Consider the following 17264-nt stretch of genomic DNA (forward strand, 5'->3'; position numbering starts at 1 on the left):
ACCAGACACCCGAGGGCGCATTCAGAGCTCCCGTTACTCCATCACCGTGGAGGCCAGCATGACGGCGAACATCCCTTGGGGCAGGTTCTCCACGCGCTCCTTGTTGACGTAGTTGGCGTAGTCGACCTGGACGCCCATGCCCTGAACGGAGTCGCGAACCACCACGTGCCCATCCGGTCCGTAGGTGATTTTCGATTTCACGCCCTCCCACCCCTTCTGGGCCACACTGGCGTAATCATTGCTGATGTAGCCAAGAGTCACGGCCTTCTTCAGAGCGTAGACGAACATGGCACTGCCCGAGGTTTCCAGCCAGTTGTCCGGCTGATCACCCTTGTCGAGCACCTGGAACCACAAGCCGGTCGCTGGATCCTGCGTGTTTTTCAAACCCTCGGCCACGTTCCGCAAGATGTCCTGGATGTCCTGGTAGCCCGAATGACTGCTGGGGAGGTGCTCGAGCGTGTCGACCAGCGCCATCGCAAACCACCCCATGCTGCGATTCCAGTGGATGGGGGAGACGCCCGTATCAGGATTGGCCCACGCAACGTTCCGATCCGCATCCCATGCATGGAAGTGGAGCTTCGTCGTGGGATTGTAGGTGTGCTGGTGGATGAGCTTGATCTGCTTGACCACCGTATCGAAGGACCCGGTTCGCTCCTCCTCCGACGTCGCGAATTCGGCACCGTACTGGGTGATGTACGGCCCCGCCATGTAGATGCCGTCCAGCCACATCTCGTCGGGATATTTGGTCTTGTGCCAGAACCCACCCTCCGTGTTCACCGGAAAGTCGGCGTACCTGGCACGGATCTTCGTCGCCGCGAGCTTGTACTTCGGCTCCTGGGTGGCCTCGTACAGCGGAAAGAACAGGTTGGCGGGCTGGATGAGGTCCAGGTTGTGTTCGGCGGGATATGACGGAATGTCCCCGTTGCTGTCGACGTACTTGTCCACCCACGTCTTGATGTAGTCCAGGTACCGCCGGTCCTGCGTCTTCTCATAGAGCCGGGCAAAACCGACGAAGAGCACGCCGTTGGTGTACTCCCACTTCTTGGTCGTAATCGTATCCGGGTCTGGCCACTCCTTGATGATGGAGTCAGCCAGTGCCACTCCGACGCTCGGAGTGCTACTTGGAGGGGCGGGTTCGTCCGGATCGCAGGAGGTGCTTGCCAGGGCCGCGCTCAATACACCCATCAACGCCAGGGACTGGAATGAATGGCGCTTCTTTCGAAAAACCACCGCTCTCGATGCAATCATTGTCTACCCCCGATTAGAGCGCAATCACCACTTGGGTGGCGCTGAAGACTTCCACGAAAACGACTCAAGCCTAAGCAATGCCCCGCCTGGCAATGACATGGCGAGGCGAGCGGCATGCCAGACTATGAAAGGAAGCGCCGTTCCCGTCTAAACCAGAGTCTGCATCGATGAATACCGTTCCTGAATCAATCGATCCCGCCGACCGCGTGGTCCGTTGACCGAGCGTGCGGAGCCGTCAGTCCGAGTTCTCCCACAGGAAGAACACCCGCGGCTCGGAGCGGAGCCCGAGCCGCCGGCCCATGGCGGAGAGCCTCTCGAGCATGGGGGCCTCGAAGCGCTCCAACCGCGCTAATTCGCGCAGGAGACGTCGCCCTGGGGCAGTTGTCCGGTCACGAGGAACGTATTGAACACGCCATCCACGCAGGATGAGCCCTGACCGTAGACATAGTGGCCGCCCGCGTCGAGCTCGACAAACGTCGCGCGCGCCCCGAGGGCCTTTCGCATGCCCAGCCCGGATTCCCATGGGGTCGCGTTGTCGCGTCGGTTTTGCAGCAGGAGTATGTTGTGCTCTCCCTGGCGGGTCACCTCGACTGGGGCCTCCCGAGGCTGGGTCTTCCAGAAAGCGCACGGCCAGATATTGAAAGGCATGCCGGCGGTGAGCGGATGGGCAGCCCGGTCCTCGGCGGTCTTCTTCCTGTAGACCTCGATGTCCGTGGGCCAGCTCGCGTCACCACAGGCGAGCGACAGGAAGACAGCCGTCTGATTGTCGGCGGGAACGTCCGCCCTGGCCGGTTCCTGGGCGAAGACCTGCTGGAGCAGCGCGGCATCCTCGGCGGTGGGAGTTCCAGCGGTGAGATTGTCGATAGCGCGCCAGAATTGGACGAGGAGCGGAATCTGCTCATTCCTTTGCAACAGGCTGTAGGTGACGGTTCGGAACAGCCCCCCTGAGATCCGCGCGCTCGTTCCAGGGATGGAGGCGGGGGTCGCGTCGAGCCGGCTCGCCAGCTCGAGGTACGCCTCCGTCACCTCCTCCACGGTCGTGCCGAAGTGGACGGTGTCGTTGTTCGCCGCGGCGAAGCGGGCGGCATCGGGAAATCGGCTGGCCATGCCCTCGCCCCAGTAGTGGTAGGTGCCATACCAGACACTCGTGGGGTCCACATTTCCCTCGAGCACGATCCGGTCGGTGTTTTCGGCGAACAAGGACGCATACACCGCCCCCAGGTAGGTGCCATAGGACTGGCCCCAGTAGGAGATCTTCCCCTCCCCCAGCGCTTGACGGATCTGCTCCATGTCGCGGGCGGTGTTGGCGGTGGTGATGAATGGCAGGACGTCGCCCGAAGTGGATGCGGCACATCGAGCCGCGGTCTCGCGGGCGAGGGCGACGTTCGCGTCGATCGAGCCGTCCGCGGCGGGGTACGGGAAGAGGTCGACGAGGCTGACGTCGGTCAGCCCGCAGGTGACAGGAGAGCTGTGACCCACACCGCGAGGGTCGAATCCGATCAGGTCGTAGCGCTCGAGAACCTCGGAAGGCAGCACGGTGGCGGCCAGACTCGGAAGATCCAGTCCTCCGAGCCCCGGTCCACCCGGGTTCAACAAGAGAACGCCTCGTCGGGAGTCCGGCTTGGCGGTGGCGATGCGCGAGATCGCGAGCTCGAGGGTGCGCCCATCCGGGTGGTGATAATCCAGCGGGACCTGAAGGGTCGCACATGTTTGGCGAGGGTCTCGGGTGGCGCCTTCCGGAAGCGCCGGGCAATTCCCCCAGAGGAGGGGCCTCCCCTCCCCCGGAGCCGCGTCGGGAGGGGCCTTGTCCGAGCAACCCGCCACGGCCGTCAGAATCAAGACGGAGAGCAGACCCCACTGCGAACCGCGTGAACGCTGGAGGTGAGCAGGGAGGGAGGTTACCACCTCGGGCATTGGCTTCGTTCTTCTGTTTCGTGATTCATTCATTTGCTCCCTGAAACCCCACGGACCCGCGGAGTGTCACCCAGGGCGTCGATTTCCGCCGCCTCCTCGGCATGGGCCTTCAATGCACGATGTGTGCCCACGCGGTGCCGGTCCAGCGACGCACCAGCACCACGTCTTTCTCGTGCCAAGCGAGCGCGGGGTTGCCCCGGCTGTCGACACCCATGAGACGAAGCGTCAGGCGCGCCGCGGCTGAGCCAGGTTATGGCGTGTACAGCTCGGCGGAGGACAGGATGGCTCCACTCGAGTCATAGCCGCCCGTGACCAGCACCTGCCCCGTCGGCAGCACGCTCGCCTCGTGCCAGACGCGCCCGCTGGTCATGGGCACGGTCGTGGACCAGGTCTTCGTGGAGGGATCGTAGAGATCGGCGGAGTTGCTGACGGAGGTATTGGCCCTGCCTCCCACGACGAGGACCTTGCCGTTCGCGAGCAGGCTCGCCGTGTGACCCCGGCGCGGTTCGCTCAGGGTGTGCTCGAGCCAGGTCGTGGTGCCGTTCCCGGTAGGGTCGTACAACTCCGCGGAAGCCAGGATTTTGAACGACGCATCGTAGCCACCCGCCACGAGCACCTTGCCATCCGGCAGCAGCGTCGCCGTGTGACTGGAGCGTTCGTCGGTCAGGTTGGTGAGCGGGGTCCACGCATAGGTCTCCGGGTCATAGAGCTCCACGCTGACGACGTCTTCATACAGGCCCCCTCCCCCGATGATGAGCACCTTGCCGTTTGGCAGCAGTGTCGCCGTGTGACCGGAGCGAGGCTGCGAGAAATACGGCGTCTCGCAAGGGAAGGAATTGACGACACACAGCTCCTCGCTCGACTTCCAGGTGTTCGTCACCGGGTTGTAGAGCTCGAAGGTGTACACGGGCTCGGTGTTCACCTCGCCGCTCACGACCAGGACCTTGCCATCCGGCAGCAGCGTCGCCGTGTGGCCAGCCCGGCTCTCGTTCATGGAGGCCTTCTGGGTCCAGCTGTTCGTCTCCGGATCGTAGAGCTCGACCGAATTCTCGGTCCATCCATCCGCATAACCTCCCGCCACCAGAACCTTCCCGTTCGGCAGGAGCGTCGCCGTGTGACGGTAACGCACCGTCTGGAGCGAGCCGGCCGGGGTCCACGCGCCGGTGCTCGGATCATACAGCTCCGCGCTGGCGAGGAGCGTGCTCCCGCCGAGCCCTCCCACCACGAGCACCTTGCCATTGGGGAGCACCGTCGCCGTGTGATCGTAACGCGCGTGACTCATTGGAGACGCGGTGGGCGCCCAGGCCGCCAGCCTCTGCTGTTGCACGCCCACGGGACGGACCACCTCTTCAGGCCACTCGCCGCAACCGGACAGCACCACGGGAGCGAGGCACATCAGGGTTCGCAATTTCGTGTGATTCATGTCTTCCTCTGTTTGGGATGCGAGTCAGGCGGATTTTTGTTGTGGAGACGCTCGGGCCGCCTCCTGGACGAAAGACCTACCGCGCCGAGAGTGACTGGCAGGTGACTGGCTCCCAGGCTCGGGGGCATGCTGCGCGTCCGGAAGGATGGTTCGGCGACGCATGGTGGCGCACGACGACGGAGCCGGGACGGGCTGGAGGCTGGAGCTGCTCGGCGGTGCAGTCCTCCAGGGACCGGCGGTACGGTTGGAGCGGTTGGAGCGCAAGACGGCCGCGCTCCTGGCCTATCTGGCGCTGCGAGGTGCCACGGCGCGCGCCCCGTTGGCCGAGTTGCTGTGGCCCGATTCCAAACGCGAGACGGGGCGCAACAACCTGCGCCAACTCCTGCGCCGGCTACGGGAGGCCGTTGGCACCGGACTGGTGGATACCTCGCAGGAGACGCTGCGCCTCGTTCCGCGGTTGAACTGCGACGCGGCCCGGCTGGTGCAAGCCTTCTCCAGCGGTCGTTACGCCGAAGTGGGACGCCAGGAGGGAGAGTTCCTCCACGGCTACGCCTATGACGACTGCGGCGAGCTGGGTGGCTGGGTGCACGGCCAGCGCGCCCACCTGCGCGATCTGCGCCTGCGTGCCTGCGAAGAGGAGGCAGAGCGACTCGAGCGCGAGGGCCAGCTGCGCGCCGCCCTGGAGTGGAACCTGCGCGTGCTGGAGCAGGAGTCCACCCGCGAGTCCGCCTGGCGCCGCTCGATGCGCCTGCACTGCCTGCTCGGAGACCGCGCCTCCGCGCTGCGCGCCTACTCCCGCTGCTGCGCCGTGCTCGAGCACGAGCTGGGGACGCCGCCCATGGAGGAGACGCAGGCGCTGGCACGAGACATCGAGCGCGGCGTGCCAGAGCTCTCTTCGGAACGGCCCGTGCGGCGGGAGCTTCCCCTGTCCGTCCTGCGTCCGCGGGTGTTGGCCGGACGAGAGCGGGCCTGGGCGCTGCTGGAGACGGCCTGGAAGGCACGCATGCCGGCCTTCGTCGTGGGCGAGCCGGGTCTGGGCAAGACGCGGCTGCTCACCGAGTTCGCCGCCACCTGCGGCCGGCCCATTGTCTTCGCCTCGCGGCCGGGGGACACCACCGTGCCCTTCGCCAGCCACGCGCGCTTCTGGCGGCTGATGCTCGCGCAGCGGCCGGACGTCGTGCTGCCGCCCTGGGCTCGCCGCGCGCTGGCGTGCATCCTCCCGGAGCTGGAGGACGGCAGTTTCCCCCCCTCCGGTGAGGTGGAGAAGGTGCGCCTCTTCAGCGCCATGCTGGAACTGCTGCGCCTCACGGGCGAGTCCTTTGGGACGGTGATCGCCGACGACCTCCAGTACATGGACGCGGCGAGCTTCGAGGCCATCTCCAACATGGTGTCCACCGCCACGGACACCGGGATGATGCCGCGGTTGCCGCACCTGGTGGCGGGCCTGCGCCCCGGCGAGGCCCCGCATGTGGAGGCACTCATCCGCCGCATGGCGGATGCCGGACTGGCGGTGCGCGTGGATCTGGCACCGCTCTCCACGTCCGAGGTGGCCGAGATGTTGGGCGGCGTGGACATGCCCGAGGCCTCGGGGTTCGCCGAGCCCCTGGCCCGCTTCACCGGGGGCAATCCCCTCTTCATCGTCGAGACGCTCAAGAGCCTCATCGAGTCCGGGGAGCTGGCCCGGGGCCTGCCCCGCGCGCTTCCCCCTCCGGGCCGGGTGGGCGCCATCCTCGAGCGCAGGTTGGAGCGATTGTCCGCACCGGCGCTCCGGCTCGCGCGCCTGCTGGCGGTGGCCCGGCAGCAGTTCTCACTGGAGCTGGCCGCGCAGGTGCTGGACGCGCACCCGCTGCACATCGAGCAGGGCTGGGAGGAGCTGCTGGCCGCGCAGCTCGTGCGCGACCACTGGTTCACGCACGACCTCCTCTACGAGGCCGTGCTCCAGCACCTTCCCGCTCCGGTCGGGGTGTGGTTGCACCAGCGCGTCGCGGAGCACCTCTCCCAGCGGAAGGTTCCCGCCTCGCTCCTCGCCCACCACTGGAGGGAGGCGGGAGACGTCGCGCGCGCCGCGCTCTTCGACGAACGCTCGCAGCAGGAGGCGCTGGTCGTACGAGGTGCCTGAGCGCGGGGAGGTGTCAGCTCGAAGGCCTCGGATCCAGGCTGCCCCGGGCCCCGCTGTCCGCCTGAGGGAGCAGCTCGCAGAGCAGGGCCTCCAGCTCCGCGCGCGCCATGCCCAACCGCCCCACCAACTCCGCCACCTCCACCTGAAGCAGGCCGCGACCCGTCCGCACGCACTGGAGCAGCACCGGCACCGCCTCCGCCGCGAGGGGCCCCAGCGCACACGTCCCGGCAAGGGCCTTCCTCAAGGTTGAACATGCTGCCAGTCAATGGAAGACGGGACGAGCTTGTACACACGGTGCGGAGCGTTGAAGGCGATATGGAGTGCGCCATCCGGAGTCACCGCCAGGTGCATGGGCGCGGGATACAGGTCCGTCTGCAGGGCGCTGGTCCCAGGTACTGGATGCCCGACTCCATACACTCCGGTCCCCGCCACAGTGGAGACAATCCCGTCGGGCCCGATGCGGCGCACTCGATTGCCATCCACGAAATACAGCGAACCATCAGGCCCCAGTGTGAGTCCACCTTCGCGGAAGAAGCTGCTGATCCCTGCATTCACCGCCGGCCCACCATCCCCCGAGTAGCCCGAGACCCCGTTCCCCACGATGCTGTGCACCAGTCCATCCACGCCGAGCATCCGAATGCGGTAATCATTCTGCCCCGCGAAATACAGGGCTCCCGACGAAGTGAATCCCGCGGCGCGCGTATACGCTCCTACGCCCGTGCTCAAGGGAAAAACAGGCATGGAGCTCTTCACATCCGAGCCGTCGCCCACCACCGTCGTGATGACTCCCGCCGCATCCACCCGACGAATACGCCTTTGATGGGCATAAGCATTGGCGGCGGTGCTGAAGTAGACATCCCCACCCTGCGAAACCTTGATGAAACCAACGTAGCCAATACTGGCCTGGGTGGCGAGCCCCCCCTCTCCATGGGTGCCGACCTGGGGCGTCTCACCATTGCCGGCGAAATGATGGACAATCCCATCCGGCGTGATGCGGTACATGCGGTTGTTGTTCTTCGTGACGTAGTGACTCCCGTCCGGACCCAGCGCATGGGCCCAGAGCGAGCCAAAGTCCGTCGCCGTGGCGGGCGCGCCCACGCCACCATCCGTGACAGCACATCCTGTCTTGCAACCAATGACGGTGTAGACACGTCCGTCCGGCGAGATGCGGCGAACGACGCCGGCCTGGATGTCCAGGGCATAGACTGACCCGTCCGGCCCCGCGGTGAGATGATTCACCGGGAAGCTCGACTGCGTGGCAATGCCACCCTCCGTGACGCCCTGGCCGCTGCCCGCCACCAGCTCCCAGACCAGGTCCACCGCCTGGGCGGACTGCTGCACCCCGTCTCCGTGGTGCAGCGTGCCGAAGGAGGACTCGAGCGGGCGCACGTCCCCGCATCCGGCAGCCACCCACGCCAGCACCACTGCCATTCCCGCACGTCGAAACACGAGTCCCCTCCTTGGATGAGAGTGCCAGCCACTCTCTGCGCAGCCACGCTACAGCGCGGCACGCGCGTGCACCGGAGACATTCCGTGAGTTGCTCCTTCGGTGCGGTGAACTGGCCTTTTTTTCCTGTGAACGGGCTCGCGCCTGGAGCCGGTGCGCTCATCGTGCAGCCGGATCTCCGTCCCTCACGTGAGGCCTCCGTCGGCCCGGATGTTCTGCCCTGTGACCCATGCTGCTTCCGGGCGAAGCAGCAACGAGACGATCCCGGCAACGTCCGTCGGTGTGCCCACCCGGCCGAGTGCCGTCATGTGGGCGAGCGCAGCCAGCGTTCCTTCGTCCACTGCACCCCGAAGCATGTCCGTGTCCGTCGGGCCAGGCGAAAGGATGTTCACGGTGATGCCCCGAGCGCCAAACTCGCGCGAAGCCACGCGACACACCTGCTCCAACGCGCCCTTGCTCGCGGCGTAGACGGCTTCCCCACGTGACGGCCAGGCGGTACTCGTCGAGGAAATACACACAATCCTGCCGCCGTCCTTCAAATGCCGGAATGCCTCTCGCAGCAGAAAGAACGGTCCCCGGACGTTCACCGCGAACACGCGATCAAAAGTGGCCTCCGTGGTGTCCGCGATGAAGCCGTGGTCGATGATTCCCGCGTTGACGATCAGGGCATCGAGATAGGGAGTGTCCGAGGGCTGGGGTCGAGCTCGTTCGAGCAAACCCGCATGCTCGCTCGGTACCGCCTGGTCACAGCGGATGGCCGTTACCTGCCCCCCGAGCCGAGCCTCCTCCTCCTCGACTGCGTTCGCTGCCGCGGCGTCGTGGCTGTACGTGAAGATGACTCGAAACCCATCTGCCGCCAGCTTCCGAACAACAGCTCGGCCAATACCGCGGGATCCTCCCGTCACGATTGCGGTTCGCATGGCATCACCTCTTCATCAGCCTCGCAGCCCAGGCCGGTGGATGGGAAGAGCCGGGCCTGAGCCTCGCGCGTGAGACGGAGCAACTCGGCCAGCATTTCAACAGTAAAGCCCCCGCTGCCCACCGCGCGAGGGTTGCCGCTCTCCGCGTTGTTCGAGCCGGCTCGCCTTCTCGCACAGCCCTCGCAGGAGTTGGACGAGCCCCTCCACGTTCGCGGCCCGAGTATGATCCAATGACATGGTGCACCCCCCTCCTGTGCGCGGTCCCTGACCTCGATCAGGAGCGACAGGCCTCTGGGGCGAGAGTGCCCACGGGCCTGGTGAGGACAGACTCCCGGGAAGGAAGAACAGCGCAGGCCCTCACAGGATTGAGACGCACGAGCATCGAAGTGACACCACCGGCTCGCTCGTGCCTGAGAGGGAGATGAGGGAGCGCAGGCTCGCTACTCGCCTGCCCGGGTGAAGCGCCCGTTTGCCGCTCGGCCGAGCGGCGCCTCCAGGACGGGTGGAGCCACGTCGTCGAGCGCGAGGGAGTGGCCGACCCGAGCCCCCGTGCGCGCGAACGATGTGGTCCACGAGGGATGGCGCGGCGAACGGTGCTTTCGTGCAGAGGGAGATCGGGGGGCCATGGAAAGTATACCAGCCGACTTGAGGGCGATGCAGTGAGGCGACCTCTTCATGCAGTGACACGGCTCGCCGCGCCCGTGAACGGGTCTTGGGGTAGAGTCAGTGGCGCCACGGCAGAACAATGGCTCGTGGTGGAAATAAACCTCCAAACACATAAACCCCGACAATGAATATCCATTCAAGCATTCGATGGGCTGCGGGAGTTCTCGCGGCCTGGTTGCTGTCAGGCTGTGCGCGAGAAGAGCGCACACTTCCCTTGCACGACGAAGCCCCTGCACACACGGCGAAGCCGGGGCAGGAGAAGGCCCCCTTCGATGTGCAGAAGGTCATGGAGCAGGTGCATTTCGCGTTCCGGCCCCAAGGCGAGGCCTGGGAGGGAGGGCACAGCACCTATGCGGTGCAGGTGGCGGCCAACGGCTTCAGCATGACGCCCTACCACCACCCTCGAGTCCAGTCCGAGGGAGCGGAGGCCCCGAGGCGCTCGCCAGAGCAGAGAGGGCAAGGGGTGGCGTCCGCCTCCCGCGAGTACGTGGAAGGAGAGCCCGTGCGCATTGGCGCCGCCCGGGTGAGCCGTGGGGACCTGTTGCTGCCGAGCAGGAGGGCGCGGGGCCAGGTGAAGGACACCGGAGGGCTCACCCTTGACCGAGGAGAAGTGGCCGAACACTTCCGCAACAGCGAGGACGGAGTGGAGCAGAGCTGGAGCTTCGAGCAGAGGCCCGGGGGAACAGGGGCGCTCGAGGTGCGGCTGCCGGTGGAGAGCGGGCGCTTTGTGGGAGAGACAGCCAACGGGTTGCACTTCGCCGCTGGGGCCTCGGGACTGGGTGTGCGCTATGGCCACGGTACCTGGGTGGATGCGGATGGCCACCGCACGCCCGTGTCCGCCCGTTTCGTGGCGGGCACCATCGTGTTGAGCGTGCCGGCGTGGGTGGTGGATGCCTCGACCTATCCGGCCGTGCTCGACCCCATCGTATCGCCTGAGTTCGGGATGGACGCGCCAGTGTATGGTCCTGCGGATAGATACCAATACACTCCTGCGGTGGCCTACAACGGGACGAACTACCTGGTCGTTTGGGAGGACTCCCGTAGCAACGGCTCCGACATCTACGGTGCACGGGTGAGCGGTACCGGCACGGTGCTCGACATCAGCGGCATTCGCATCTCCACCGAGAGCAGTCTCCAGTACAAACCTGTGGTGGCCCACGGTGGCGAGAACTTCCTGGTCGTTTGGTATGACCACCGCAACGGCTACTCCGACATCTACGGTGCACGGGTGAGCGGTACCGGCACGGTGCTCGACACCCACGGCATCCCCATCTCCACCGCCACTGACAGCCAGAGCTCCCCCGCTGTGGCCCACGACGGGACGAATTTCCTGGTTGTATGGGAGGACTACCGCAGCGGCACCTCCTATGACATCTACGGTGCACGGGTGAGCGGTACCGGCATGGTGCTCGACACCAACGGCATCCCCATTTCCACCGCCGCGAATGAGCAAAGATATCCTGCAGTGGCCTACAACGGGACGAACTTCCTGGTCGTGTGGCAGGACTCCCGTGACGACCATGGCTATGGCGAAGGCTGCGGTGTTTACGGTGCGCGGGTGAGCCGCACCGGCACGGTGCTAGATACCAGCGGCATCCCCATTTCCACCGACTACAACAACCAGGAACGCCCCGTCGTTGCCTATAACGGGGTGGACTTCCTGGTCGCGTGGCAGGACTCCCGCAACGATAAGGGCTATGACATCTACGGTGCGCAGGTGAGTGGGACTGGCGTGGTGCGTAACCCCAGTGGTATCCCCATCTTCGTGGGTGACTATGACCAGGTGAACCCCGCGTTGGCCTGTATGGGGACGAACTGCCTGGTCGTGTGGCGGGACTACAGCAGCTATGACATCTACGGTGCGCGGGTGAACAGCACCGGTACGGTGCTGGACACCGGCGGCATTCTCATCTCTGTCGCCGCCAGTTACACGGAATTCCCCGCGGTGGCTCATGATGGGACGAATTTCCTGGTGGTATGGCAGGACTACACCCATGCCAACAGTTCCAATATCCAAGGTGCGCAGGTAGGCGGCTCCGGCTCGGTGCTCGGTACAGGTGACATCTCCATCTCGACCTCAGCCAATAGCCAAAACGCTCCCGCGGTGGCTCACGACGGGACGAACTTCCTGGTGGTGTGGCAGGACTCCCGCAACGGCAGTAGCGACATCTACGGTGCACGGGTGCATGAAACCGGTACGGTGCTCGATACGAGCGGTATTCCCATCTCTACCTATGGCAGTTACAAGTACGCCCCCGCGGTGGCCCATGACGGGACCAACTTCCTGGTTGTGTGGGAGGACTCCCGCAGCGGCAGTAGCGACATCTACGGTGCACGAGTAAGCAGCGGCGGCACGGTACTCGACACCAACGGCATCTCCATCTCCACCACCAACAACTCCGAGTACGCCCCCGCGGTGGCCCATGACGGGACCAACTTCCTGATCGTGTGGGAGGTCTACCGCAGCGAAACCAGCCATGACATCTTTGGTGCGAGGGTGAGCAGCAATGGCACGGTGCTCGATACCGACGGTATTCTCATCTCCGCCGCCGCCTATAGCCAGGCTGACCCCGTGTTGGTCCACGACGGGACAAACTTCCTGGTCGTGTGGCGGGACGAACGCAACCTCGTCAGCACCAACGCTGACATCTACGGTGCGAGGGTAGGACGCGACGGCAGGGTCCTCGACACGAACGGAATCGTCATTTCCTCCGCCACCAACAGCCAGTATGACCCTGCGGTAGCCTACAACGGGAGGTACTTCCTGGTCGTGTGGGAGGATCGTCGCAGCGGTGCTGACATCTACGGTGCGAGGATGCGCAGCGACGGCACGGTGCTCGACCGCAGTGGCATTTCCATCGCTGGCTCCACGAGCATTCAATACACCCCGGCGGTGGTCTACGACGGCGCGAACTTCCTGGTCGTGTGGGAGGACTTCCGTGGCGGCACCGGCTACTCTGATGTCTACGGTGCGCGGGTGAGTGAAACCGGCACGGTGCTCGACACCCATGGCTTCGTCATCTCCGCCGAGCCGATGAATGAAGCCCAGCCCGTTCTTGCCTCCATGGGAGGGGAACGCTCGCTCGTCGCCTATCGCAGCTCCCATGCTTCGGCGAGCACCAACAGCGAGCGTGTGATGGCACGACTCATTCTGTCTCCCTGAGTCATGGAAGGGCCTGTCACCCTCCGGGTGCGGATGCGCCAGCGGCCCTGGGTCGGCTACTCTCGCCAGGGAAGCTCACGGGTGAGCTTCTCCTGGGCCGTCCGGCTGCCCGGCGTGCCCCATCCGCCAGGCCGTACCCCGGCTGGCTCGAAACGAGAGGAGACGGAAGATGGCCCCCAGCAGGTCTGTGAAAATCGCGGTGGTGGGTTGTGGTCTCATGGGAAGCGCCCTGGCGCGAGCCTTCTCGGCGGCGGGTCACGACGTCGCCGTTTGGAACAGGACTCCAGGCAAGGCAAAGGCCGTGGGCAGTGGCACGGTCGCGATGGAGAACCTGGTCGAAGCCGTGTCGGGACGGGAACTGGTCGTCGTCTCCCTGTCCAACTACGCCGCCTCCTTCGAGGTGTTCTCCGCCAAGGGCGTCGCCCCGGCGCTGGCCGGAACGACGCTCGTGCAGCTCACCAGCGGCTCACCCGCGGACGCTCGCTCGGGACTGGAGTGGGCGAAGGCACACGGCGTGGACTACCTGGACGCCGCCATCCTCGCCTACCCGGGTTTCGTCGCCACCGATTACGCGACGGTCTTCTACGCCGGGTCGCGTCCGGTCTTCGACCGGCACCTCGAAACCCTCCAGGCCATTGCCAGGAATTCCGTCTACGTCGACGAGAAGATCGGCTCCGCCGCGACGCTCGACTGCGCGATTCTCGAGGCCTACTACGGAGGCTCCCTGGCATTCCTCCACGCCGCGGCCATGTGCAAGGCGGAAGGCCTGGACCCCAAGACCTTCTTCTCTCAGAAGAACTCGTTCCTCGGGTTGATTTCCGTCACCGCCGACGCCGCGCAGGGGATGATTGAGAACAACGACTTCTCTGGCGACCAGTGCAGTCTCAATACCCACGTCGCGGCAATCGAGCACATCGTGCGGCTGAGCAAGGACGCTCGTCTCAGCGCGCGCTTCCCGAAGGAGTTGCTCGACAATTACAAGCGAGCGCTCAGCGCGGGCCTGGGTGAGAAGGAACTGCCGGCTGTGTTCCAGACCCTGACGCAGGAGTAGTGGCCGGGTCATCGAGGCCGGACGAGCAGGAGCTGTTCGGCCCGACCGACCTGCCCGTGTCAAGAGCTTCGGGGTGCGTCTGCCTTGTTCGCGAGACCACCCCGCTCGCGGAGATTGCCTATCCTGGGCCTGCCACTACCCGCTCCCTTTCTGCTTCCTATTGTCCGCAGCCTGGGAACCATCACCACCGCCTGGCCCCCCACCGTCTGGGCCACCCACAAGGAGGGTGGCCACCGGAAGAGCGGTTCTCATCAGGGCTTTGGCGAGTGAGTCGACCGCGAGCTCAGATGGGGGGGACTGCTGCGCGGACCCGGGGTTCTTCTCCGTCTCCCGAGTTTCCTCCACCGCCAGCTCCTTGGCGGTGAGTTTCTCGAGCAACAAGATGCGCTGGACCTGCACGTCAGCCTCGAGCCGTCGGCAGATGTCCTCCAGAAGCCCCCGCGTCAGGGGAGAAGACGCAAGCGCGGCGAGACCTACGCCCGTACTTCCTCCGGGCTGTTGTACGTACCAGACCAGATCCGTCGCGCCCCGGATGCCCTTCTTCTCCAAATCACTCCAGGAGTCGGGCAGGGTGTGCACAAGGATGGCCGCGTCGATCCATCCCAGAATCTGGTGCTTGTCGAAGTGGGTGGCACGCTGGAGCCGCAGCGGATCCGCGGTCGCCAGACTCGCGGTGTCGAAAATTCCTTCTTCGATGAGCCGTTCCTCGACCTGCGGAGTGATGCCCCGGATGGTGGTCAACGGGGTGGTGCGATCTGGAGGAGGCTGCTTGCCAGGATCGAGGGTGAGGCGTCGTGCCAGTTGCTCGACGAACTTCGCGATGTGGCGAGGAGAGAGGCCCACCACGAAGTACATGGCCTGCGTGGTCCAGTTGGTAGCGCCCTGCGGCCCCTGGGGGAGCCAGACCTTGGAGAAGACCGCCGAGAAGATAGGGCCCAGGGCCAGGGTCACCGCACACCAGAATGCGGCACCGCTGGTGATGTCATGGCGGAAGCCACGCTGGCCCAGATACAGCAACACATAGACATAGGCGCCCACGGCCCCGAAACGAGCGGCCTCCAGCGTTGGATAGGTGATCCACTCCTTGTCGTTCTTCAGGAGCGTTGTGTTGAGCGCCCAGTCCGTGACCGGGTTGAGGCAGAAGAAGATGATGGTGCCAATCGCGAAGATGACCAGGGCCGACAGGCCGTAGCGCAGAGCGATGTTGGTGGAGCTGAAGTACCGGTCACTCGAATCGAACAGCTCCTTGAGTTGACCCTGCGGCTGGACGACCTTCTGCCGCACCTCTTCCGTGATGAACCGGGGCTTGATGAGTGCCAGGTAGAGCCCGTGGTTGACCACAAGCAGAGCCGGGAGCGCGGCAAGAGTCCACCCCCACACAACCTGGGGATCGAGCAGGTTTCCGCCGACACCGATGACGGTCAGTCCCCCGACCACCAGCCCGAGGACCAATCGCAAACCCTGATTGTCCTTGAAGAGCAACAGCATGGCGATGCTGCCCGTGACAAGCAACCCCAGGAAGAGGCGGCTGGGAGTAATGACCCCGAGCCCCATCAAACCCCGGATGAATTCAATGGCAGTCCCCACCGATGTCGGGATGCGCAACTCCGGTGGTACGAAGATGCTCAGGATGATGAGCACCACTCCTATCACAGCAGTCAGCGCCAGAACGATTCCGCCCGTTTTGGCAAGCCATCTCTTATTGGGTTTTGCGCCCTGCCGGGTGCTGTCACCGGTTGTCTCGGCCATGTTGCCCCCCTTAGCTGAGGATTCAGCGTAGCCGTACACGGGTCTCCGCATCAAGAAGGCCGAAAAGACTGAGGTGCAGGCGAGGTGGGTAGGAGCGAAGGCCCGCGCAGGCCATAATCAGCTCGTTCAGCATGGTGGAACGGGTCCCGGAAAGATCGAGATGGAGAACTATTTCAATCTCTGGGATCACATGGGTGAGAGACGCGACCGGTCGAGCCGCGAGCCGAATTTCTCGCTCAATCGCTGTTCCATCGTCCCCGAGAGTCTGTTGTTCAAACAGATGATCTTGCGAACCGAGTCCAGGTAAGGCGACCGCAACAGCGCTTCTGCCCCCTTGTCGCTCATGCCCGTGCCGTCCAGGTTCAGCTCGCGGAGCTGGGCCATCCAGGGACTGCGTGCGAGCGCTCGCACGCCCTCATCCGAGAGAGCGTTGGCGGACAGCCACAGGGTCGTCAACCGCGGCGGGTTCGTACGAGCCAGCGCCTCGGCGGACGCGGGCCCCAGCCGGTTGGAGCGGAGGTCGAGCATTTCCAGGGTAGCCATCATCGTAGACTCACACAGCCGCCGCACACTGGCGTCGGTGAGCTCATTTCCCCGGAGATGCAGGTACCTGAGCTTCTGTGAGCGCCGCGCATCCACCAGGGCATTCAGCCCTTCATCCGAAATCGAATTGAAATCCAGATCCAGCTCCACCAGGGCCGACAGGAAGACCGCGCTGGCCAGCGCTCTGGCCCCCTCCGCCTGTATCTCATTGCCCGTAGGCTGCCCGAGCCCGAGATACAGGTTCTCCAGACGCACCAGATGTTCGGAGCGCCCGAGCGCCCTGGCTCCCTCCGGGCCGATGCGGCAATTGTACAGGTAGAGGGTCTCCAGTCCCCCGAGGCGCGGCGATTCAGCGAGCACCTTCGCCGCGCCATCACCGAAGGTGGCCGCCTCGAAGCCCAGGAAGGCCAGCGATTTGACCGAGGGCGGCAGGAGGTCCGCGACCACACGCGCGACCGCGGGCGTGCACTCCTCATCGCCGAGATGCAGGGTCTCGAGCCTTCGCAACCGGGGGGACGAGAGAAGCAGCCGCACGCCCTCCGCGCCCATCGCTGTCTCGGCGAACCGCACGTCGCGCACCCGCTCGATGAGGGGATGGGCCACCAGCTGGCGGAAGTCATCGTCGACAGTCTCGGGGTAGTCCTCAAGACGGAGCCGCTCGAGGGGCGTGCGCTCGTTCAGGGTGTCCGCGTGCGACAGGAGCGCCTGGGGAGAGCCATGGGCGGACTCGATGAACCCACGCCAGAAACCCGCTGGAGCCACCACGGGCTGCAACGCTCCTGCCCACTCGTCGAAGTGGGCTTCGAGCAGCGCCTGCATGCGCTCGTACAACGGCCGGCCCCGGGGCTCGCCCCAGTTCATGCGGCCAAGCTCGCACTGCACGCGGATGAACTCCGCCCGGTCTGAGTCGCCCCACCGGGCGCACCCGTCCGCATACGCGAGCCGTGGAGCATCCTCCCGGGGAGCATCCAGGACAGCCCTCAGGAGCACCTGCTCTTCAGAAGAAGCCATGTCGGAAAGA

General features: G+C 65.2%; 12 protein-coding genes. 3 read left to right on the plus strand and 9 right to left on the minus strand.

Annotated features, from left to right (window positions below):
- Positions 1–33 precede the first annotated feature (33 nt).
- The 3 genes from F0U60_RS28240 to F0U60_RS28250 all read right to left on the minus strand — a co-directional run bounded on the left by F0U60_RS28240 (position 34) and on the right by F0U60_RS28250 (position 4585).
- Complete coding sequence (locus F0U60_RS28240; RefSeq protein WP_395804098.1) at positions 34–1101, minus strand: glycoside hydrolase family 105 protein; 1068 nt, start codon at positions 1099–1101, stop codon at positions 34–36.
- Between the two features lie 495 nt (positions 1102–1596).
- Positions 1597–2844, minus strand: a complete 1248-nt coding sequence (locus F0U60_RS28245; protein WP_395804101.1) for an alpha/beta hydrolase — start codon at positions 2842–2844, stop codon at positions 1597–1599.
- A gap of 568 nt (positions 2845–3412) precedes the next feature.
- Positions 3413–4585: a Kelch repeat-containing protein gene (locus F0U60_RS28250; RefSeq protein ID WP_395804103.1), complete on the minus strand. Its 1173-nt coding sequence runs from the start codon at positions 4583–4585 to the stop codon at positions 3413–3415.
- Between the two features lie 160 nt (positions 4586–4745).
- Between F0U60_RS28250 and F0U60_RS28255 the strand changes: the two genes are divergently transcribed.
- The gene (locus F0U60_RS28255) at positions 4746–6704 is read left to right on the plus strand and encodes a BTAD domain-containing putative transcriptional regulator (RefSeq protein WP_395804105.1); all 1959 of its coding nucleotides are present in this window, start codon (positions 4746–4748) and stop codon (positions 6702–6704) included.
- A gap of 13 nt (positions 6705–6717) precedes the next feature.
- On the opposite strand, the gene F0U60_RS28260 is transcribed toward F0U60_RS28255, so the two are convergent.
- The 4 genes from F0U60_RS28260 to F0U60_RS28275 all read right to left on the minus strand — a co-directional run bounded on the left by F0U60_RS28260 (position 6718) and on the right by F0U60_RS28275 (position 9308).
- Positions 6718–6948, minus strand: a complete 231-nt coding sequence (locus tag F0U60_RS28260; protein ID WP_395804107.1) for a hypothetical protein — start codon at positions 6946–6948, stop codon at positions 6718–6720.
- Positions 6945–8153, minus strand: a complete 1209-nt coding sequence (locus F0U60_RS28265; protein ID WP_395804109.1) for a hypothetical protein — start codon at positions 8151–8153, stop codon at positions 6945–6947. The genes F0U60_RS28260 and F0U60_RS28265 overlap by 4 nt, the downstream gene beginning before the upstream one ends.
- A 183-nt stretch (positions 8154–8336) precedes the next feature.
- On the minus strand, positions 8337–9071 hold the full coding sequence (locus F0U60_RS28270; protein ID WP_395804111.1) for an SDR family oxidoreductase: 735 nt from the start codon (positions 9069–9071) through the stop codon (positions 8337–8339).
- Positions 9072–9167: 96 nt separating this feature from the next.
- Positions 9168–9308 (minus strand): hypothetical protein, encoded by a 141-nt coding sequence (locus F0U60_RS28275; protein WP_395804113.1) that lies wholly within the window; start codon positions 9306–9308, stop codon positions 9168–9170.
- 643 nt (positions 9309–9951) lie between these two features.
- Between F0U60_RS28275 and F0U60_RS28280 the strand changes: the two genes are divergently transcribed.
- Both F0U60_RS28280 and F0U60_RS28285 read left to right on the plus strand, forming a co-directional pair.
- On the plus strand, positions 9952–12900 hold the full coding sequence (locus F0U60_RS28280) for a hypothetical protein (RefSeq protein ID WP_395804115.1): 2949 nt from the start codon (positions 9952–9954) through the stop codon (positions 12898–12900).
- 169 nt (positions 12901–13069) lie between these two features.
- Complete coding sequence (locus tag F0U60_RS28285) at positions 13070–13951, plus strand: NAD(P)-dependent oxidoreductase (protein WP_395804117.1); 882 nt, start codon at positions 13070–13072, stop codon at positions 13949–13951.
- A 135-nt stretch (positions 13952–14086) separates the two neighbouring features.
- Here F0U60_RS28285 and F0U60_RS28290 read toward each other — a convergent pair whose 3' ends face one another.
- On the minus strand, positions 14087–15592 hold the full coding sequence (locus tag F0U60_RS28290) for a hypothetical protein (protein ID WP_395804119.1): 1506 nt from the start codon (positions 15590–15592) through the stop codon (positions 14087–14089).
- A 294-nt stretch (positions 15593–15886) separates the two neighbouring features.
- Positions 15887–17254 (minus strand): TIGR02996 domain-containing protein, encoded by a 1368-nt coding sequence (locus F0U60_RS28295; RefSeq protein ID WP_395804121.1) that lies wholly within the window; start codon positions 17252–17254, stop codon positions 15887–15889.
- Positions 17255–17264 lie beyond the last annotated feature (10 nt).

The sequence above is a fragment of the Archangium minus genome, from assembly GCF_044360475.1.
Taxonomy (GTDB): domain Bacteria; phylum Myxococcota; class Myxococcia; order Myxococcales; family Myxococcaceae; genus Archangium; species Archangium minus.